Genomic DNA, 13,783 nt, shown 5'->3' on the forward strand with positions numbered 1-13,783 from the left:
GCCGCCGCCGAGGCCGGGGGCCGCGCCGCCGGAGTCCAGGCAGGCGTCCAGGCTGCGCAGGAAGCGCCGGGCGGCGGCGATCTCCGGGTCGGCGGAGGCGGCCGTGCCGGCCACCACGGGGGCGAGCAGGGCGCGCAGCTCCCCGGCCCGCATCCACCAGAGGAAGGGCGAGCCGATCACCAGGACGGGGGCGGGCGCCCCCGCGTCCGGCCGCGGCGGGGCCGCCCGCCCGGCCGGCGGGACGTCCTCCAGCCAGCTGTCGCAGTCCGGGGTGAGGGCGACGGCGGAGGGCGCGGGCACCTCCAGCCGGTCCGCCAGCTCGTCGATCAGCCGGTACAGCTCGGGGGCCTCGGCGCGCTCCAGCGGGACGGCCGGGGTGCGGGGCGGGACGGCCCGGCGCACGGCCCGGGCGGTCAGCCCGGCCACCAGCAGGGTCAGCGCGGCGACCGCGCAGACCGCCCAGCGGACGGCGTCCCAGCCCGCCGCGTCGGCGGCCCCGGGCGCGCCGATCCGGCCGGTGAACCGGCCCGCGAGCAGGACCACCGCGACGGCGGCGGGCAGGGCGGCGGCGGCCCGGGCGAGGCCCCGGACCCGCAGGACCGCCTGGGCGTGAGCGCGCGCGGTGTCGACTGCGGCCATACGGTGCGGCACCCCCTTCGGAGCCCTCGGGCGCCCGGCTTCGGGCCCTGAGCCGACTCGAAACGATCAGTTCCGACCGGGAAGCGGAGGCGTCCGATCCCCGGTAGTGCATGCTGCGTGGCGCTACTGACATTTTCGACGCCCCGGTCCGGGTGGGTGTTCCGGATCGCCCCGGTTTCCACTCGTCCCGGTGACACCGCCCGGTTGTTCCGGTGACGCCGCCCGGAGGCCGGCGACCGGTCCGGTGCGGAGCACCCCGACGACCGCCCGGCCGGACGCCGTCCAGCATCCCCCCGTGGGAGCACCGCTACCCGGCGGCGACCCCGGCGCACGGGCCCCGCGCACCGCGATGCAGCGCACCATACGGCCGCGCGGCCGGTTGCGTCAGCCGGATGCGGGTGCTGTCACCCGATGGGCTGGAATCCGTCGGCCGAACGGTGCGTCCGCCCCCCTGGCCGCTCCGGGCCCGAAACGCCGGGGAGGCTGCTCCCATGGGGTTGACCGGTGGGCTCGGGTGTTCGGGGCCCGCTCGTCCCTGCTGAGGCCCGCCCGTGGAGGTGCGGGCCGTGGCCGCCACGCCGCGCGGGCCGCCGAGTGCCGCGGGCCGCCACGCCGCGCGGGCCACCGAACACCGCGGCCCCCGTGCGAACGGTTCGCACGGGGGCCGCGGGCAGCGCGGGAGCGGGCGCCTCAGGCGTTGGCCGCCTTCAGCGCGATGTCGGTGCGGTGCTGGCCGCCCTTGAGGGAGATCCGGTCCACCGCGGCGTACGCGCGCTCGCGCGCCTCGGCCAGGTCGGCGCCGGTCGCGGTGACCGACAGGACGCGGCCGCCGGCGCTCAGCACCCGGCCGTCCTCGTCCGTCCGCGTCCCGGCGTGCAGCACGAACGCGCTGCCGTCCGCCTCGGCCTCGGCCAGGCCCTCGATCGGGTCGCCGGTGCGCGGGGCGGCCGGGTAGCCCTCGGAGGCGACGACCACGGTGACGGCCGCGCCCTCGTCCCAGCGCAGCGGCTCGAGCTGGTCCAGGGTGCCGTTGGCGGAGGCCAGCAGCACGCCCGCGAGCGGGGTGCGCAGCCGGGCCAGCACGACCTGGGTCTCCGGGTCGCCGAAGCGGGCGTTGAACTCGATCACCCGGGTGCCGCGCGAGGTGAGCGCCAGGCCCGCGTACAGCAGGCCGGAGAACTCGGTGCCGCGGCGGCGCAGCTCGTCCACGGTCGGCTGGAGGACGGTCTCCAGGACCTCCTCGACCAGCCCGGCGGGGGCCCACGGCAGCGGCGAGTAGGCGCCCATGCCACCGGTGTTGGGGCCCTCGTCGCCGTCCAGCGCGCGCTTGAAGTCCTGGGCGGGCTGGAGCGGGACGACGGTGGTGCCGTCGGTGATCGCGAACAGCGAGACCTCGGGGCCGTCCAGGTACTCCTCGATGACCACGCGCTCGCAGGCGGCGGCGTGCGCCAGCGCCTCCTCGCGGTCGGAGGTGACCACGACGCCCTTGCCGGCGGCCAGGCCGTCGTCCTTGACCACGTACGGGGCGCCGAAGGCGTCCAGCGCCTCGGCGGCCTCGGCGGCGGTGGTGCAGACGTAGGAGCGGGCGGTGGGGACGCCGGCCGCGGCCATCACGTCCTTGGCGAAGGCCTTCGAGCCCTCCAGCTGCGCGGCCGCCGCGGACGGGCCGAACACCGGGACGCCGGCCGCGCGCACGGCGTCGGCGACGCCGGCGACCAGCGGGGCCTCCGGGCCGACCACGACCAGGTCGGCGCCGAGCCGGCCGGCCAGCGCGGCGACCTGCGCACCGTCCAGCTGGTCGACCGGGTGGACCGTCGCGATCCGCGCGATCCCGGCGTTGCCGGGGGCGCAGTGCAGTTCGGTCACGGCGGGATCTTGGGACAGGGAGCGGCACAGGGCGTGTTCGCGGGCGCCGCCGCCGATGACGAGGACCTTCACGCCTGGCAGCGTAGTCGGTGGCCGGTTCCGGCCGCTCTCCGGTCCCGTCCGATCCTCCAGGAGGAGGGCTCCGCACACCGACCGCCTAGGAGGATCCTCCAAGCCCGGAGGGGCCGGTTCGGCGGTGGGTGTCCGGGTCACGACGTCCGGTCACCGGAGCCTCGCTCGGACGGGTGAAATCTCGCCGCCCCCCGCAACCCGCCCACCTCGGGTTCCGTTGGCCGAAACCCGTAACGATCAGCGGAGAAGCGGCCCCACGGTCAGCCATTTGGCGGTAAGAAGTGCTGTTGGAGAACCACCGGCGGACACCACGTCAGCCGTTGCGCCGACAGACCAGCAGTCCGCCCGCCACAGGGAGCCCCACAGGTGAGCCAGCCGGAAATGCAGCCCGAGGAGAGTGCCTGGGGCAAGGAGATCGGTGAGGAGGACCCGCCCGTCGCCGCCGTCGTCCGCCGGGACTCCACCCGCCGCCGAACCGATCTGAGCACCCGCCAGTTCCCGCTCGGGGACTGGGGCGAGCCCGCCGAACGGCTGGAGGAGCTCTACCGCTGGTCCGAGGAGCGGGCGGTCGAGGCGATCGAGTGGTACCGCCGGGACCGGATCTGGAAGCGCCGCTGGGCGCGCCTGCTGCGGTTCGGCGCGGCCGGTTTCGCGGTGGGCGGGGTGGTCGCCCCGCTGGCCGACCTGGCCGGCGCCTTCGGGCACGGCACCGGCTGGGGCTACGTCGGCTTCGCGCTCTCCGCCGCCTGCCTGGCCGCCGACCGGGTCTTCGGCCTCACCTCCAGCTGGATGCGGGACGTCTCCACCGGTCAGGCCCTGCAACGCCGCCTGGAGGCCTTCCAGTTCGACTGGGCGTCGGAGTGCGTGCGCGAGGTGCTCGGCCCGACCGAGGGCACCGCGGGCGAGGCCGCCGAGCGCTGCCTGGGCGTGCTGCGCCGGTTCTGCGAGGACGTCTCGGACATGGTCCGCTCCGAGACCTCGGAGTGGATGCTGGAGTTCCGCGCCTCGATGACCCAGCTGCCCACCCAGTCCGGCGGGGCCTGGGGCGGGCGCAGCGAGCCCGGGGTGGGCGCCCAGGTGCGGGTGCTGCCGCCGCCGGGCACCCGGCCCACCATGCCGCGCCAGCGGCCGCCGGAGGGGCCGCTGCGCTAGCCGTCGGCCTTGGAGCACGGGGCACGGGGCTCGGGGCTCGGGGCTCGGGGCTCGGGGCTCGGGGCTCGGGGCTCGGGGCTCGGGGCTCAGGGCTCAGGGCTCAGGGCTCAGGGCTCAGGCGAAGACGATCATCGAGCCCTGGGTGACGCTCCGGACCGCCGCCGCGTACAGGCCCGACCAGGCGTGCCGCTCCCGGGCGAAGGGGTGGACGTCGTCGATCGGCGGCCCGAACGGCTGCTCCAGGCCGGTCGGGCCGAGCGGCCGGGTCGGGTCCGGCGGGTTGACCGGGTCGATGCCCAGCGCCGGTGCGACGGCCTGGAGTTCGCGCAGCAGCCCGTGGCTGGAGCCGAGCGGGCCGCCGGAGGCGAGCAGCGTGTCGTCCACCAGCGGCACCGCGAACTCGACCGGCACGTACGCCCCGGCGTGGTCGAAGTGCCAGACCAGGTGCGACTGTTCGGCGCTGCTCTCGAACATCTCCAGCAGCTGCTCGTAGTCGCCGCCGAGCGCGTCGACCGGGGTGATGTCCAGTCCGGTGAGGCCCAACAGGTAGGCGCGGCGCAGGAAGTGCAGCGAGTCGTAGTCGAAGGCCGCGATCGGCTCGACCGCACCGCTGATGCCCGGGACGAACCGGTAGACCGGCACCTCGGGCAGCCCGCGCGAGGCCAGCACCGAGTTGTAGAGCGCGAGGTCGTCCCGGAAGGGGTTGTCGGGGCTGTGGCTCAGCACGTCCACCAGCGGGACGAGCCAGAGGTCGCAGGCCATGGCCGGCAGTTCCTCTCCGGAGGCGGGATCGCCCGCGGAGACGGGGCGACGACGGGGGCTGGGTCGGTACCCGGACAACCCTTCGGCGGGGCGCCCGGTCCGACGCCCGCCCACCCTACCGGCCCGGCGCGGCGTGCGGGTCGGGCCGTCCCCGCGGGGCCTCCGGGGGCGGCTGCTCGGGCAGCCGCCGGCCGAACCGGCCGTACGGCAGCGTGCGCGGCTGCGGCACCAGGCCGAGGCCCAGGCCCAGTTCACGGCCGAGCTCCCGGCCCACCTCGTCGCCGCGGCGGCTCCGCCCGGCGCGGGCCGCCCCGGGGTCGGCGGCCGGCTCCGGGGCCGGCGGCGCGGGCGGCGGCTCGACCGGCACCGGCGGCGGCTCCTCCCCGACGAACTCGGTGAGCAGCCCCAGGACGGTCACCGACTCCAGCGGCTGCCCGGCCAGCCCGGCCAGCAGCCGGACGGTGTACAGGTTGTACTCGCAGATGATCCGGTGCGCACCGGTCACGTCGTGGGCCTCGATCGCCTCGACCAGGTCCGGGTGGCGCTCCCAGCAGATCCCGGCCAGCACGGGCAGCTCCCGCAGGTAGCGCGCGGCGAACATCCAGGACTGCACCCGCAGCCAGTCCAGGTAGTCGGCGATCCGGCGGTTGCCGAGCAGCCCGCCGACCTCCTGCCAGAACCGGCGGTCGCAGCCGACCATCACGTCCAGGTTCCCGGCCCGGGCGGCCCGCACCGCCGCGTCGGCCCGGCGGTGCAGCGAGGGCAGCCGGCTGAGGTCGGGCAGCGCCCGGCGGGCGGCGTACTGGCGATGGAAGCTGTCGGTGATCAGGACCCGGGACTCGAAGATCTCCAGGAAGTCGTCCCACCCCAGCTCGGGCACGGTGAAGCCGCGGTGGTGCTCGGCCCGCAGCAGCCCCTGGGCACCGAGGTCGACCAGGGCCTCGCGGGCCGGGGTCGCGGAGACGCCGTACAGCTCGGCGATCTCCTTCACGGTGAAGTTGCGGCCGGCCGCGAGCCGGCCGGCCATCATCTCCTCGCGCAGCGCGCCGGCGATCTGCTCGCGCAGGCTGTTGCGGTGGATGACGGGGCGGGGGGTGTCGCCTGCGCCGTCGCCAGGCATGGGCGCGACCTCCTCGGGCGGCCTACCGGGCCGGCCCTCGTCCGGGCCGGCGGGGAACACGACGAGTGCTCATCTTCTCAAACCCGACCGGCCCAGGTACGAACCAACCCACCCGGAACGCCGTCCAGCGCGCCCCGGCCCCGCCCCGGCTCAGCGCTGGACCGGCGCCGGGATCCCCAGCAGGCGGTCCCGCAGCACCGGGAACTCGGCCCGCGCCTCGGCCACCTCGGCCGGGTCGAACTCGACCGTCAGGACCTCCTCGTCCGCCCCCGCCTCGGCCAGCACCCTGCCCCACGGGTCCACCACGATGCTGTGCCCGGCCTGCTCGACCCCGGCGTGCGTCCCGGCCGTGTTGCAGGCCAGCACGAAGGCCTGCTCCTCCACCGCCCGGGCCCGGGCCAGCAGCGTCCAGTGCTCGCGCCGCCGGGCCGGCCAGGCCGCCGGGACCACCAGCAGCTGCGCCCCGGCGTCCAGCAGCGCCCGGAACAGCTCCGGGAAGCGCAGGTCGTAGCAGGTGGCCAGGCCCAGCGTGGCGAAGTCGGTGGGCGCGGTGACGATCTCCTGCCCGGCGCCCATCACCACCGCCTCGCCGCTGTCGAAGCCGAAGCGGTGGATCTTGCGGTACGTGTGCACCAGCTCGCCGTCCGGGGAGAACAGCAGCGAGGTGTTGTAGATCGGACCGTCCGGATCGCGTTCGACGATCGAACCGGCGTGCAGCCAGACCCCGGCGGCCCGGGCGGCGGCCGACATCGCGTCGGAGGTGGGCCCGTCCAGCGTCTCCGCGCCGTCCGACCAGAGGTCGTAGGCGAAGCCGCCGAGCGGCCACAGTTCAGGGAGCACCACCAGATCGGCGCCCTGCTGCGCCCGCACCAGGGCCGCCGCCCGAGCCCTCCGCTCGGCGGGCGGCTCCACGTCGGAGACCGCGAGTTGGATCAATGAAGCGCGCACAGTACCACCGTCCACGGCAAGAGACCTACGATCGTCACCCGAAAGCGCTGCCCAGCTGTCTCCCGGCAGCGTAACGTGCGGTTAGCGTGTGCGCCCGGAAAGCCGGACCATCCCGGTCGGCCGTGACAGCGGGGCACGCGTGGCAAGGAAGCTGACGGAGGGCCGGAGATTCCCGTGACGGACAACCAGACCGTGCAGGCTTACACCGAGGCGTGGACCCAGACCATCGAGTCCATATCGGAGCTGGTCGCCCCCCTTCCCGAGGACTCCTGGAACCGGGCCACCGAGTGTCCGGGCTGGTCCGTCCGCGACGTCGTCTCGCACGTGATCGCGGTCGAGTCGGACCTGCTGGGCGACCCGCGCCCGATCCACTCGCTGCCGCGTGACCTCCGTCACGTCACCACCGAGTTCGCCCGTTACGTCGAGCTCCCGGTCGACAAGCGCCGCTGCCACACCGCGCTGGAGATGACCAGCGAGCTGGAGTACACGATCATCCGCCGCTCCCGGGCGCTGCGGAACGCCAAGCAGACGCCCGAGGAGCCGGTGCGCTGGCCCGCCGGGCCGCTGGCCAGGGACGTTCCGTACCACGAGCTGCTGCGGATGCGGGCCTTCGACGTCTGGGTGCACGAGCAGGACCTGCGCCGGGCCCTGGGGACCCCGGGCAACCTGGACGCCCCGGCCGCCCTGATCACCCGGGACCTGCTGCTGGAACTGCTGCCCAAGGCCGTCACCGACAAGGCCGGGGCCCCGGCCGGGACGGCCCTGGTGCTGGACGTCACCGGTCCGGTGGAGTTCCTGCGCACCGTCCGGGTGGACGCCGCCGGCCGCTGCACGGTGGACGAGTCGATCAGCCTGGCCCCCGACGTCCAGCTCACCATGGGCTGGGAGACCTACCTGCGGCTCGCCTGCGGGCGCGGCCGGCCCGGCCCGGTCTCCGTCGAGGGCGACCAGGAGCTGGCCGAGCGGGTCCTCGCCAACTTCTCGGTCACCATCTGACGCCCACGGGGCACACGACCCGGCGACCCGGCGTACCCGCACCGCCGCGCGCCGGGTCGGTGCACCCGTGCCTCCGTGCGTCAATCCAGCACCGGCCACCTCACCCGATCGGCCTCGTTGTTCCGGGCAGTCCACCCACCACCCGGAAGAAGGAGAGGCGTCCCGATGGACGACGAACAGGTGCGGCAGGAACAGATGGTGCTGGTGCGGTCGAGCTTCCCGGTCACGGGGCAGCCGATCCGCGTGGTGATGATCGACGGGGAGCCGTGGTTCGTCACCAAGGACGTGTGTGCCGTACTCGATCGCGGCAGCCCGAGCTGGGCCGCCAAGGTGGTCAGCCCCGCCGACAGGCGCACCATCGATATGCGCTCGGTATGCCTGAGTTCAACTCAGGCATACGACGTTTCCGCAGGTGGGAATGGACCCGTACGTGGCAATCCACTCCTGAACCTCATCAGTGAGGCAGGGCTCTACCTCCTCATCATGAGGTCGCGGAAGGGCAATGCCAAGGGCTTCCAGGAGTGGGTCACCCGCGATCTCCTGCCCTCCGTCCGCCGAGGGGACACCGACGTCCCGAGGCAGCAGCGGCGGATGGCGGAGACCCTGGCCGAGGCGATCGGGCAGCAGGTGCAGATCGTCGCGGAGATCGACCACGAGGACTGGCCCGGCCTCACCGTCCGCTCCGACGGGACGGTGCACTGCCGGCACGGGGAGATGGTCCTCCACCTGCCGAGCCGGGAGGAGGACAGCGGACCGCCGTTCGGCGCGTACTTCGCCTGCCCGGGCGGGGAGCGGGTCGGCATCCGGGGCAGCCGGATCGTGCCGGGCTGCCCCAAGCTGAAGCTGGTGGACCTGATCCGCCTGCGGCGCGAGGCACAGTCCAGCCCGAGCCACCCGCCCGCACCCGATCAACGGCTCATGTACGCGGAGGTGAACGACCACCTCGTCGGCCGCATCTACGGGACGGCCACGCAGTTCGCCGAACTGCTGCGCGAGTATCGGCGCTGAACCCCCAACCCTAGGTTTGAGTTAGGGTTGACGACATTTCCGCAGGTCAGAAGCCCTACGCAGTAAGCCTCCGCCTCAACCGGAGGATCATGAACGTCCCCACCACCAGCGGGACGTACTGCCAGCAGAACGCCCAGCGGAAGGCATCGGCCGGGTAGCCGTCGGTGCCTTCCGGCGTCAGCGCGTCCAGCAGCACGCCGATGCCGAACAGCGTGATCATCGTGCCGATGAAGCCGCCCATGTTGACGATCCCGGAGGCGGTGCCGAGCCGCTCCACGGGGTTGCGGGCGCGCGCGTAGTCGAGGCCGACCAGCGAGGCCGGACCGTTGCTGCCCATCACCAGGATGATCCCGACCAGCAGCCACATCGGCGGGTGGCCGCCGGGCCAGGCCAGCACCAGCGCCCAGCCGAGCGCGGTGGTGGCGATGACGGTGAGCACGATCGGCATCCGGGCCCGCGCGGTGCGGGAGAGCAGTCGGCCGAAGACGAAGCCGAAGGTCATGTTGCTGAGCACCAGCAGGGTCAGCAGCCCGCCGGCCCCGGCCCGGGACAGGCCCTGCGCCTCCACCAGGTAGGGCAGGCCCCAGAGCAGGCCGAAGGCGTTGCCGGGGAACTGGGTGGTGAAGTGGATCCAGAGCCCGAGCCGGGTGCCCGGCTCCCGCCAGCAGGCGAGGACCTGCCGGCCGACCCTGGGCCGTTCCCGGTGCTCCACCGGCCGGGTCGGGTCCGCCGGTGCGGGGGAATCCCGGAGGAGGAGCGCGACCAGCGCGAACACCGCCACGCCCAGCAGCGCGATCGCGGTGAAGGTGGGCGTCCAGCCCTCGCTGTGCAGCGCCCGGGCGAGCACCACGGTGGTGACCAGGTTGCCGCCCATCCCGACCAGGCCGGTCAGCTGGGCCACGAACGGGTTCCGGGCCGCCGGGAACCACCGGGCGGCGATCCGCAGCACGCTGATGAAGGTCATCGCGTCGCCGCAGCCGAGCACCGCGCGGGAGGCCAGCGCGGGGCCGAAGTCGGAGCTGAACGCGAAGGCCAGCTGGCCGGCGCTCAGCAGCGCGACGCCGAGCATCAGCACCCGGCGCGGCCCGAACCGGTCGACCAGCAGGCCGACCGGGATCTGCATGGCCGCGTAGACCAGCACCTGGAGGATCGAGAAGGTGGAGAGCGCCGAGGCGCCGATGCCGAAGCGGTCGGCGGCGTCCAGTCCGGCCACGCCGAGGCTGGTGCGGTGGATGACCGCCAGGACGTAGACGCTGACCCCGACGGACCAGGCCAGCCAGGCCGCGCGGCCGCCGGGCGGCCCGGGAACGGCGCCGGGCGGCACGGACGCCGGAGCGGAAACCGGCCCGGAACCCGGCGCGGGGACGGGGGCGGAGGCGGCGGCGGCCGGGGGCTCGGCGGTGGACCGGGGAGCGGGGACGGACGGGGACGGGGCTGAACGAGCGGGCTCCACGGTCATAGTCCGACCAGATTAGTCATCCCATGATCGGACGCCTGGACCCGGGGGCGCGGTCCGGCCTCAGCCGGTCAGCGTCCAGGAGACCGAGCGGGTCATGTAGCGGTCCCGGAAGGCCTCGTCCCGCACCCAGTCGGTGGCGTCCCGGACGGTCGCCGTCACGGTGGCCGTCCGGCCCGGGGCCAGCTCCAGCCCGGCGGTGTCCAGCCAGGAGCCGTCGGGGGACTGCGGCACCACCGGGACGCCGTCCACCTTCCACTCCACCTTCAGCTGCCGCGGCCCGGTCAGCGGCAGCGGCCGGACGTCGAGCCGGGGCCGCCCGGCCACCTCGCCGGGGGCCGGCACCGGGGCGTCGGTCGGCCGGACCTTGCGGTACAGCTCCTCGATGATCGCCTCGCGCGAGGGCAGGTTGTACGCGCTGCCCAGGGTGCGCATCACCGAGTCCGGGGTGGGCCGGTAGAGGCCGTTGGCACTGCGGTACGCCCCGATCACACCGGCCCCGTCCGGGGACTCGGCGCCCAGCCAGCGCCACCACTTGGCCTGCTTCCGGCGCATGTCGTCGGCGTTGAGGGTGGCGAGGTTCGGGTAGTCAGCGTCGTCCGGGGCGCTGTCGTACTCGTCGCCGAGGTCCCCCACGGTGTGCCCGATCTCGTGCTGGATGATCCGCCCCGCGTCCGGGCTGCCGCCCGCCAGGGTGGTCACCCCGGTGCCGCCGGCGCCGCCGTACTCGGTGGAGTTGGCCAGCGCGATCAGGTACTGCGGACCGGCGCCCTCCCCCGCGTACCGGGCGGTGGCGGCCTCGTCGGCGCAGAGCAGCCGGGCGGTGCCCTCGCACCAGAAGTGCATGCCGAGCGGGGTGGCGGTCCGGCGGCCGCGGCTCTCGGACTCGGCGATCCCGGAGACCGGGGAGACCACGTCGACCCGCCTGATGTTGAAGAAGCCCTGGTAGGTGCGGAAGGGCTCGATGTCCATCAGCGCGTGCCAGGCCCGGTCGGCCTGCTGCCGGAAGAGGTCCTGCTCGCCGGCCGTGTAGCCGTCGCCGAGCAGCACCAGGGTGATCCGGTTGGCCGGGTCCCCGGTGCGGCGTATGTCGACGGTCGGGGCGGTCTCCGATATCCGCTGGTCGGCGCGGACGGCCGTGTGCGGCGGCACCGCGCGGTCGGCCGGGGCCCCCGGCCCGATCACGCCGAACGGCGGGGGGCCGACCAGCTCCAGGGCGCCCGGGAGGGCGGCGGCGGACACCAGCACGAGGGCGGCCAGACTCCGGACGAGACGGCCAGGGCTGCCAGGCGCCATACGGGTGCGTCCTCCGGGCTCCGGTCACCCGGCGTCGCCCGGGTGGTGGAGCGGAGACGTACCCGGGCGGGCCGGGGCCCCCTATCCGGCCGCGAAAAAGTCACCGACCTGGCCGAACGATCCGGACCTTCCGGATCATTCAGGTCATACCAACCAGTACACGGACAGCTCCTGAGGCCCGCCGAAGAATCCCGAAAAAACTTCTGAACCCGACTGCAACCCCCGCCGGGGATGCGCGTCTGTACGGATGAAGGCACGGAGAGCGAGACCGGCAGAGCCGGGGGGCGCTCCCGCTCGCGAGGAGCGGGACAGACCGGTCGTCTTCACCCACGCACACCACCGGCACGATGACCCTGGGGGATTCACGTCATGCGCACGCCCGTTATCAACCGTTTTGCGAAGAACGACCGCACGCTCTCCGGCCGCCGCCGCATCGCCACCGTCGCCGCCACCGTCCTGCTCGCCGGCGGCGTGCAGTTCCTCGCCACCGACACCGCCTGGGCCTGCGGGGCCCCCGACGACGCCCCGGTCAGCGCGCCCGCGAAGCCGTCCGCCGAGGACGAGCGGGACTGGTCCGTCGAGGTGCACGGCCAGGGCGCCACCACCGCCTTCCTCAAGAAGCCCGCCACGGTCATCGTCGGCGGCCCCAAGGTGGAGGTCGACGTCCAGTTCTTCAACGGGACCGGCGCCGACTACCACCGCATCGTCCCGGGCATCTCGTTCTTCAACCGGACCGGGGCCACCCCCAAGCCCTCGCAGGTCACCGCCGAGGTCCTGTCGCACGGCAGCTGGCAGCGCGTGACGCTGCGGAACGGCTGCGACCCGGCGATCGGCGGCGAGGTGCCGTCCGCGGGCACGCCGCTCGCCGACGGCCACGGGGTCCGCTACCGCTTCCGGTTCGGACTCTCCGCCGACGTGGCCAAGGACATCGACGGACTGCAGGTCATCGTCTCGCCGCGCCACGGCCGGGGGGCGACCACCGACGTCAAGGTGGTCCGCGCCGCGGCGTCCGCCAAGCCGACCACCGAGCCGACCGCCCCGGCCAAGCCCAAGCCCAAGCCCGCGCCCACCAAGGACACCAAGGGCACCAAGGGCACCGCGGACACCGAGCCCACCGCGCAGGCCCCCGCCGCCCCCGCCGCGCCCGCCGAGCCCGTCAAGGCCAAGACCGCTGAGGCCCCCTCCCCCGCGCCGGCCACCACCGCCCCGGCCGGCACCCCCGAGCTGGCCCGGACCGGCTCCGCCGCCACCAACACCTTCCTCGCCGTCAGCTCCGCCCTGCTCCTCGCCCTCGGCGCGGGCGTCCTGGTCGCCGTCCGTCGACTCCGTCCCCAGCGGTAGTCGAACGGGCGGTCAGCAGAAGGGGCCCTCCTCCGCACGGCGGTGCGGAGGAGGGCCCCTTCTTCGGTGCTGCCGGGCCGTCAGCCCCAGGTGATTAGGCGCTTCGGGCGCTCCAGCAGGGCGGCCACGTCGGCCAGCACCTTGGAGCCCAACTCCCCGTCCACCAGGCGGTGGTCGAAGGAGAGCGCGAGCGTGGTCACCTGGCGCGGGACGACCTTGCCCTTGTGCACCCACGGCAGTTCCCGGACCGCGCCGAAGGCCAGGATGGCGGCCTCGCCCGGGTTGAGGATCGGGGTGCCGGTGTCGACGCCGAAGACGCCGACGTTGGTGATGGTGACCGTCCCGCCCTGCATGTCGGCCGGCGAGGTCTTGCCCTGGCGGGCGGTCTCGACCAGCTCGCCGAGCGAAGTGGCCAGCCCCGCGAGGGTCTTGGCCCCGGCGTCCTTGATGTTCGGGACGATCAGGCCACGCGGGGTGGCCGCGGCGATGCCGAGGTTCACCTGGCTCTTGAGGACGATCTCCTGGGCCGCCTCGTCCCACTGCGCGTTGATCTCGGGGTGCCGCTTGATCGCGGTGAGCAGCGCCTTGGCGACGATCAGCAGCGGGCTGACCCGGACGTCCCGGCCCAGCTCGCCGCTCTCCTTGAGCCGGCGGACGAACTTCATCGTGCGGGTCACGTCGACCTGCACGAACTCGGTGACGTGCGGGGCGGTGAAGGCCGAGGCCACCATCGCCTGCGCGGTCGCCTTGCGGACGCCCTTGATCGGCACCCGGACGTCGCCCGCACCGGGCACGAGCACCTGCGGCGCGGCCGGCTCGGCCACGGCGGTCCCGGCCACCGCGACCGCCGGGGCAGCCGACGCCGCCGGAGCGGCCGGTGCTGCCTGGGCGGCGGCGTGGGCGTGCACGTCCTCGCGGGTGATCACGCCGTCCCGGCCGGTCGGGGTGACCGCGCGCAGGTCGACGCCGAGGTCCTTCGCCAGCTTGCGCACCGGCGGCTTGGCCAACGGCCGTTCCCCGCCCGGCACTTCGGGCGCGGGAGCCGGAGCGGCCACCGGCGCGGGAGCCGGAGCGGCGACCGGAGCCGGAGCGGTCGCGGCGACCGGAGCCGGAGCGGTCGCGGCGAC

General features: G+C 74.5%; 11 protein-coding genes and 1 pseudogene. 4 read left to right on the forward strand and 8 right to left on the reverse strand.

Annotated features, from left to right (window positions below; all coding sequences use genetic code 11):
- A pseudogene (locus ABZW03_RS25135) lies at nucleotides 1-639 on the reverse strand (hypothetical protein); the annotation flags it as partial.
- 690 nt (nucleotides 640-1,329) lie between these two features.
- Complete coding sequence (gene purD / locus ABZW03_RS25140) at nucleotides 1,330-2,577, reverse strand: phosphoribosylamine--glycine ligase (RefSeq protein WP_355262434.1); 1,248 nt, start codon at nucleotides 2,575-2,577, stop codon at nucleotides 1,330-1,332.
- Nucleotides 2,578-2,943: 366 nt separating this feature from the next.
- On the opposite strand from purD, the gene ABZW03_RS25145 reads away from it, so the two are divergent.
- Nucleotides 2,944-3,729: an SLATT domain-containing protein gene (locus tag ABZW03_RS25145; RefSeq protein WP_355262437.1), complete on the forward strand. Its 786-nt coding sequence runs from the start codon at nucleotides 2,944-2,946 to the stop codon at nucleotides 3,727-3,729.
- Between the two features lie 114 nt (nucleotides 3,730-3,843).
- Here ABZW03_RS25145 and ABZW03_RS25150 read toward each other — a convergent pair whose 3' ends face one another.
- The 3 genes from ABZW03_RS25150 to ABZW03_RS25160 form a co-directional block, all read right to left on the reverse strand.
- Nucleotides 3,844-4,491, reverse strand: a complete 648-nt coding sequence (locus ABZW03_RS25150) for a hypothetical protein (protein ID WP_355262440.1) — start codon at nucleotides 4,489-4,491, stop codon at nucleotides 3,844-3,846.
- Between the two features lie 115 nt (nucleotides 4,492-4,606).
- Nucleotides 4,607-5,611: a GntR family transcriptional regulator gene (locus ABZW03_RS25155; protein WP_355262443.1), complete on the reverse strand. Its 1,005-nt coding sequence runs from the start codon at nucleotides 5,609-5,611 to the stop codon at nucleotides 4,607-4,609.
- A 150-nt stretch (nucleotides 5,612-5,761) separates the two neighbouring features.
- On the reverse strand, nucleotides 5,762-6,559 hold the full coding sequence (locus tag ABZW03_RS25160; protein WP_355262446.1) for a carbon-nitrogen family hydrolase: 798 nt from the start codon (nucleotides 6,557-6,559) through the stop codon (nucleotides 5,762-5,764).
- A gap of 174 nt (nucleotides 6,560-6,733) precedes the next feature.
- Between ABZW03_RS25160 and ABZW03_RS25165 the strand changes: the two genes are divergently transcribed.
- Both ABZW03_RS25165 and ABZW03_RS25170 read left to right on the forward strand, forming a co-directional pair.
- Nucleotides 6,734-7,555 carry a maleylpyruvate isomerase family mycothiol-dependent enzyme gene (locus ABZW03_RS25165; RefSeq protein WP_355262449.1) on the forward strand — a complete coding sequence of 274 codons (822 nt, stop codon included), beginning with the start codon at nucleotides 6,734-6,736 and terminating at the stop codon, nucleotides 7,553-7,555.
- A gap of 165 nt (nucleotides 7,556-7,720) precedes the next feature.
- Nucleotides 7,721-8,563, forward strand: a complete 843-nt coding sequence (locus tag ABZW03_RS25170; RefSeq protein ID WP_355262451.1) for a Bro-N domain-containing protein — start codon at nucleotides 7,721-7,723, stop codon at nucleotides 8,561-8,563.
- A 55-nt stretch (nucleotides 8,564-8,618) separates the two neighbouring features.
- Here ABZW03_RS25170 and ABZW03_RS25175 read toward each other — a convergent pair whose 3' ends face one another.
- Together ABZW03_RS25175 and ABZW03_RS25180 are read right to left on the reverse strand one after the other, a co-directional pair.
- Nucleotides 8,619-10,022 (reverse strand): MFS transporter, encoded by a 1,404-nt coding sequence (locus ABZW03_RS25175; protein WP_355262454.1) that lies wholly within the window; start codon nucleotides 10,020-10,022, stop codon nucleotides 8,619-8,621.
- 60 nt (nucleotides 10,023-10,082) lie between these two features.
- Complete coding sequence (locus tag ABZW03_RS25180; protein ID WP_355262457.1) at nucleotides 10,083-11,315, reverse strand: M64 family metallopeptidase; 1,233 nt, start codon at nucleotides 11,313-11,315, stop codon at nucleotides 10,083-10,085.
- A 369-nt stretch (nucleotides 11,316-11,684) separates the two neighbouring features.
- Between ABZW03_RS25180 and ABZW03_RS25185 the strand changes: the two genes are divergently transcribed.
- Complete coding sequence (locus ABZW03_RS25185; RefSeq protein ID WP_355262460.1) at nucleotides 11,685-12,656, forward strand: hypothetical protein; 972 nt, start codon at nucleotides 11,685-11,687, stop codon at nucleotides 12,654-12,656.
- An 80-nt stretch (nucleotides 12,657-12,736) separates the two neighbouring features.
- Here the strand turns inward: ABZW03_RS25185 and ABZW03_RS25190 are convergent.
- Nucleotides 12,737-13,783, reverse strand: a 1,047-nt coding sequence (locus tag ABZW03_RS25190; protein ID WP_355262462.1) for a dihydrolipoamide acetyltransferase family protein, incomplete at its 5' end; no start/stop codon positions are given.

This window comes from Kitasatospora sp. NPDC004799, from assembly GCF_040609095.1.
GTDB lineage: Bacteria > Actinomycetota > Actinomycetes > Streptomycetales > Streptomycetaceae > Kitasatospora.

Bases quoted from the DNA above. Each gene is read 5' to 3' on its own strand.
- ABZW03_RS25175 (WP_355262454.1), bottom strand. From the start codon at position 10,022: ATGACCGTGGAGCCCGCTCGTTCAGCCCCGTCCCCGTCCGTCCCCGCT.
- ABZW03_RS25185 (WP_355262460.1), top strand. From the start codon at position 11,685: ATGCGCACGCCCGTTATCAACCGTTTTGCGAAGAACGACCGCACGCTC.
- ABZW03_RS25180 (WP_355262457.1), bottom strand. From the start codon at position 11,315: ATGGCGCCTGGCAGCCCTGGCCGTCTCGTCCGGAGTCTGGCCGCCCTC.
- ABZW03_RS25170 (WP_355262451.1), top strand. From the start codon at position 7,721: ATGGACGACGAACAGGTGCGGCAGGAACAGATGGTGCTGGTGCGGTCG.
- ABZW03_RS25150 (WP_355262440.1), bottom strand. From the start codon at position 4,491: ATGGCCTGCGACCTCTGGCTCGTCCCGCTGGTGGACGTGCTGAGCCAC.
- ABZW03_RS25155 (WP_355262443.1), bottom strand. From the start codon at position 5,611: ATGCCTGGCGACGGCGCAGGCGACACCCCCCGCCCCGTCATCCACCGC.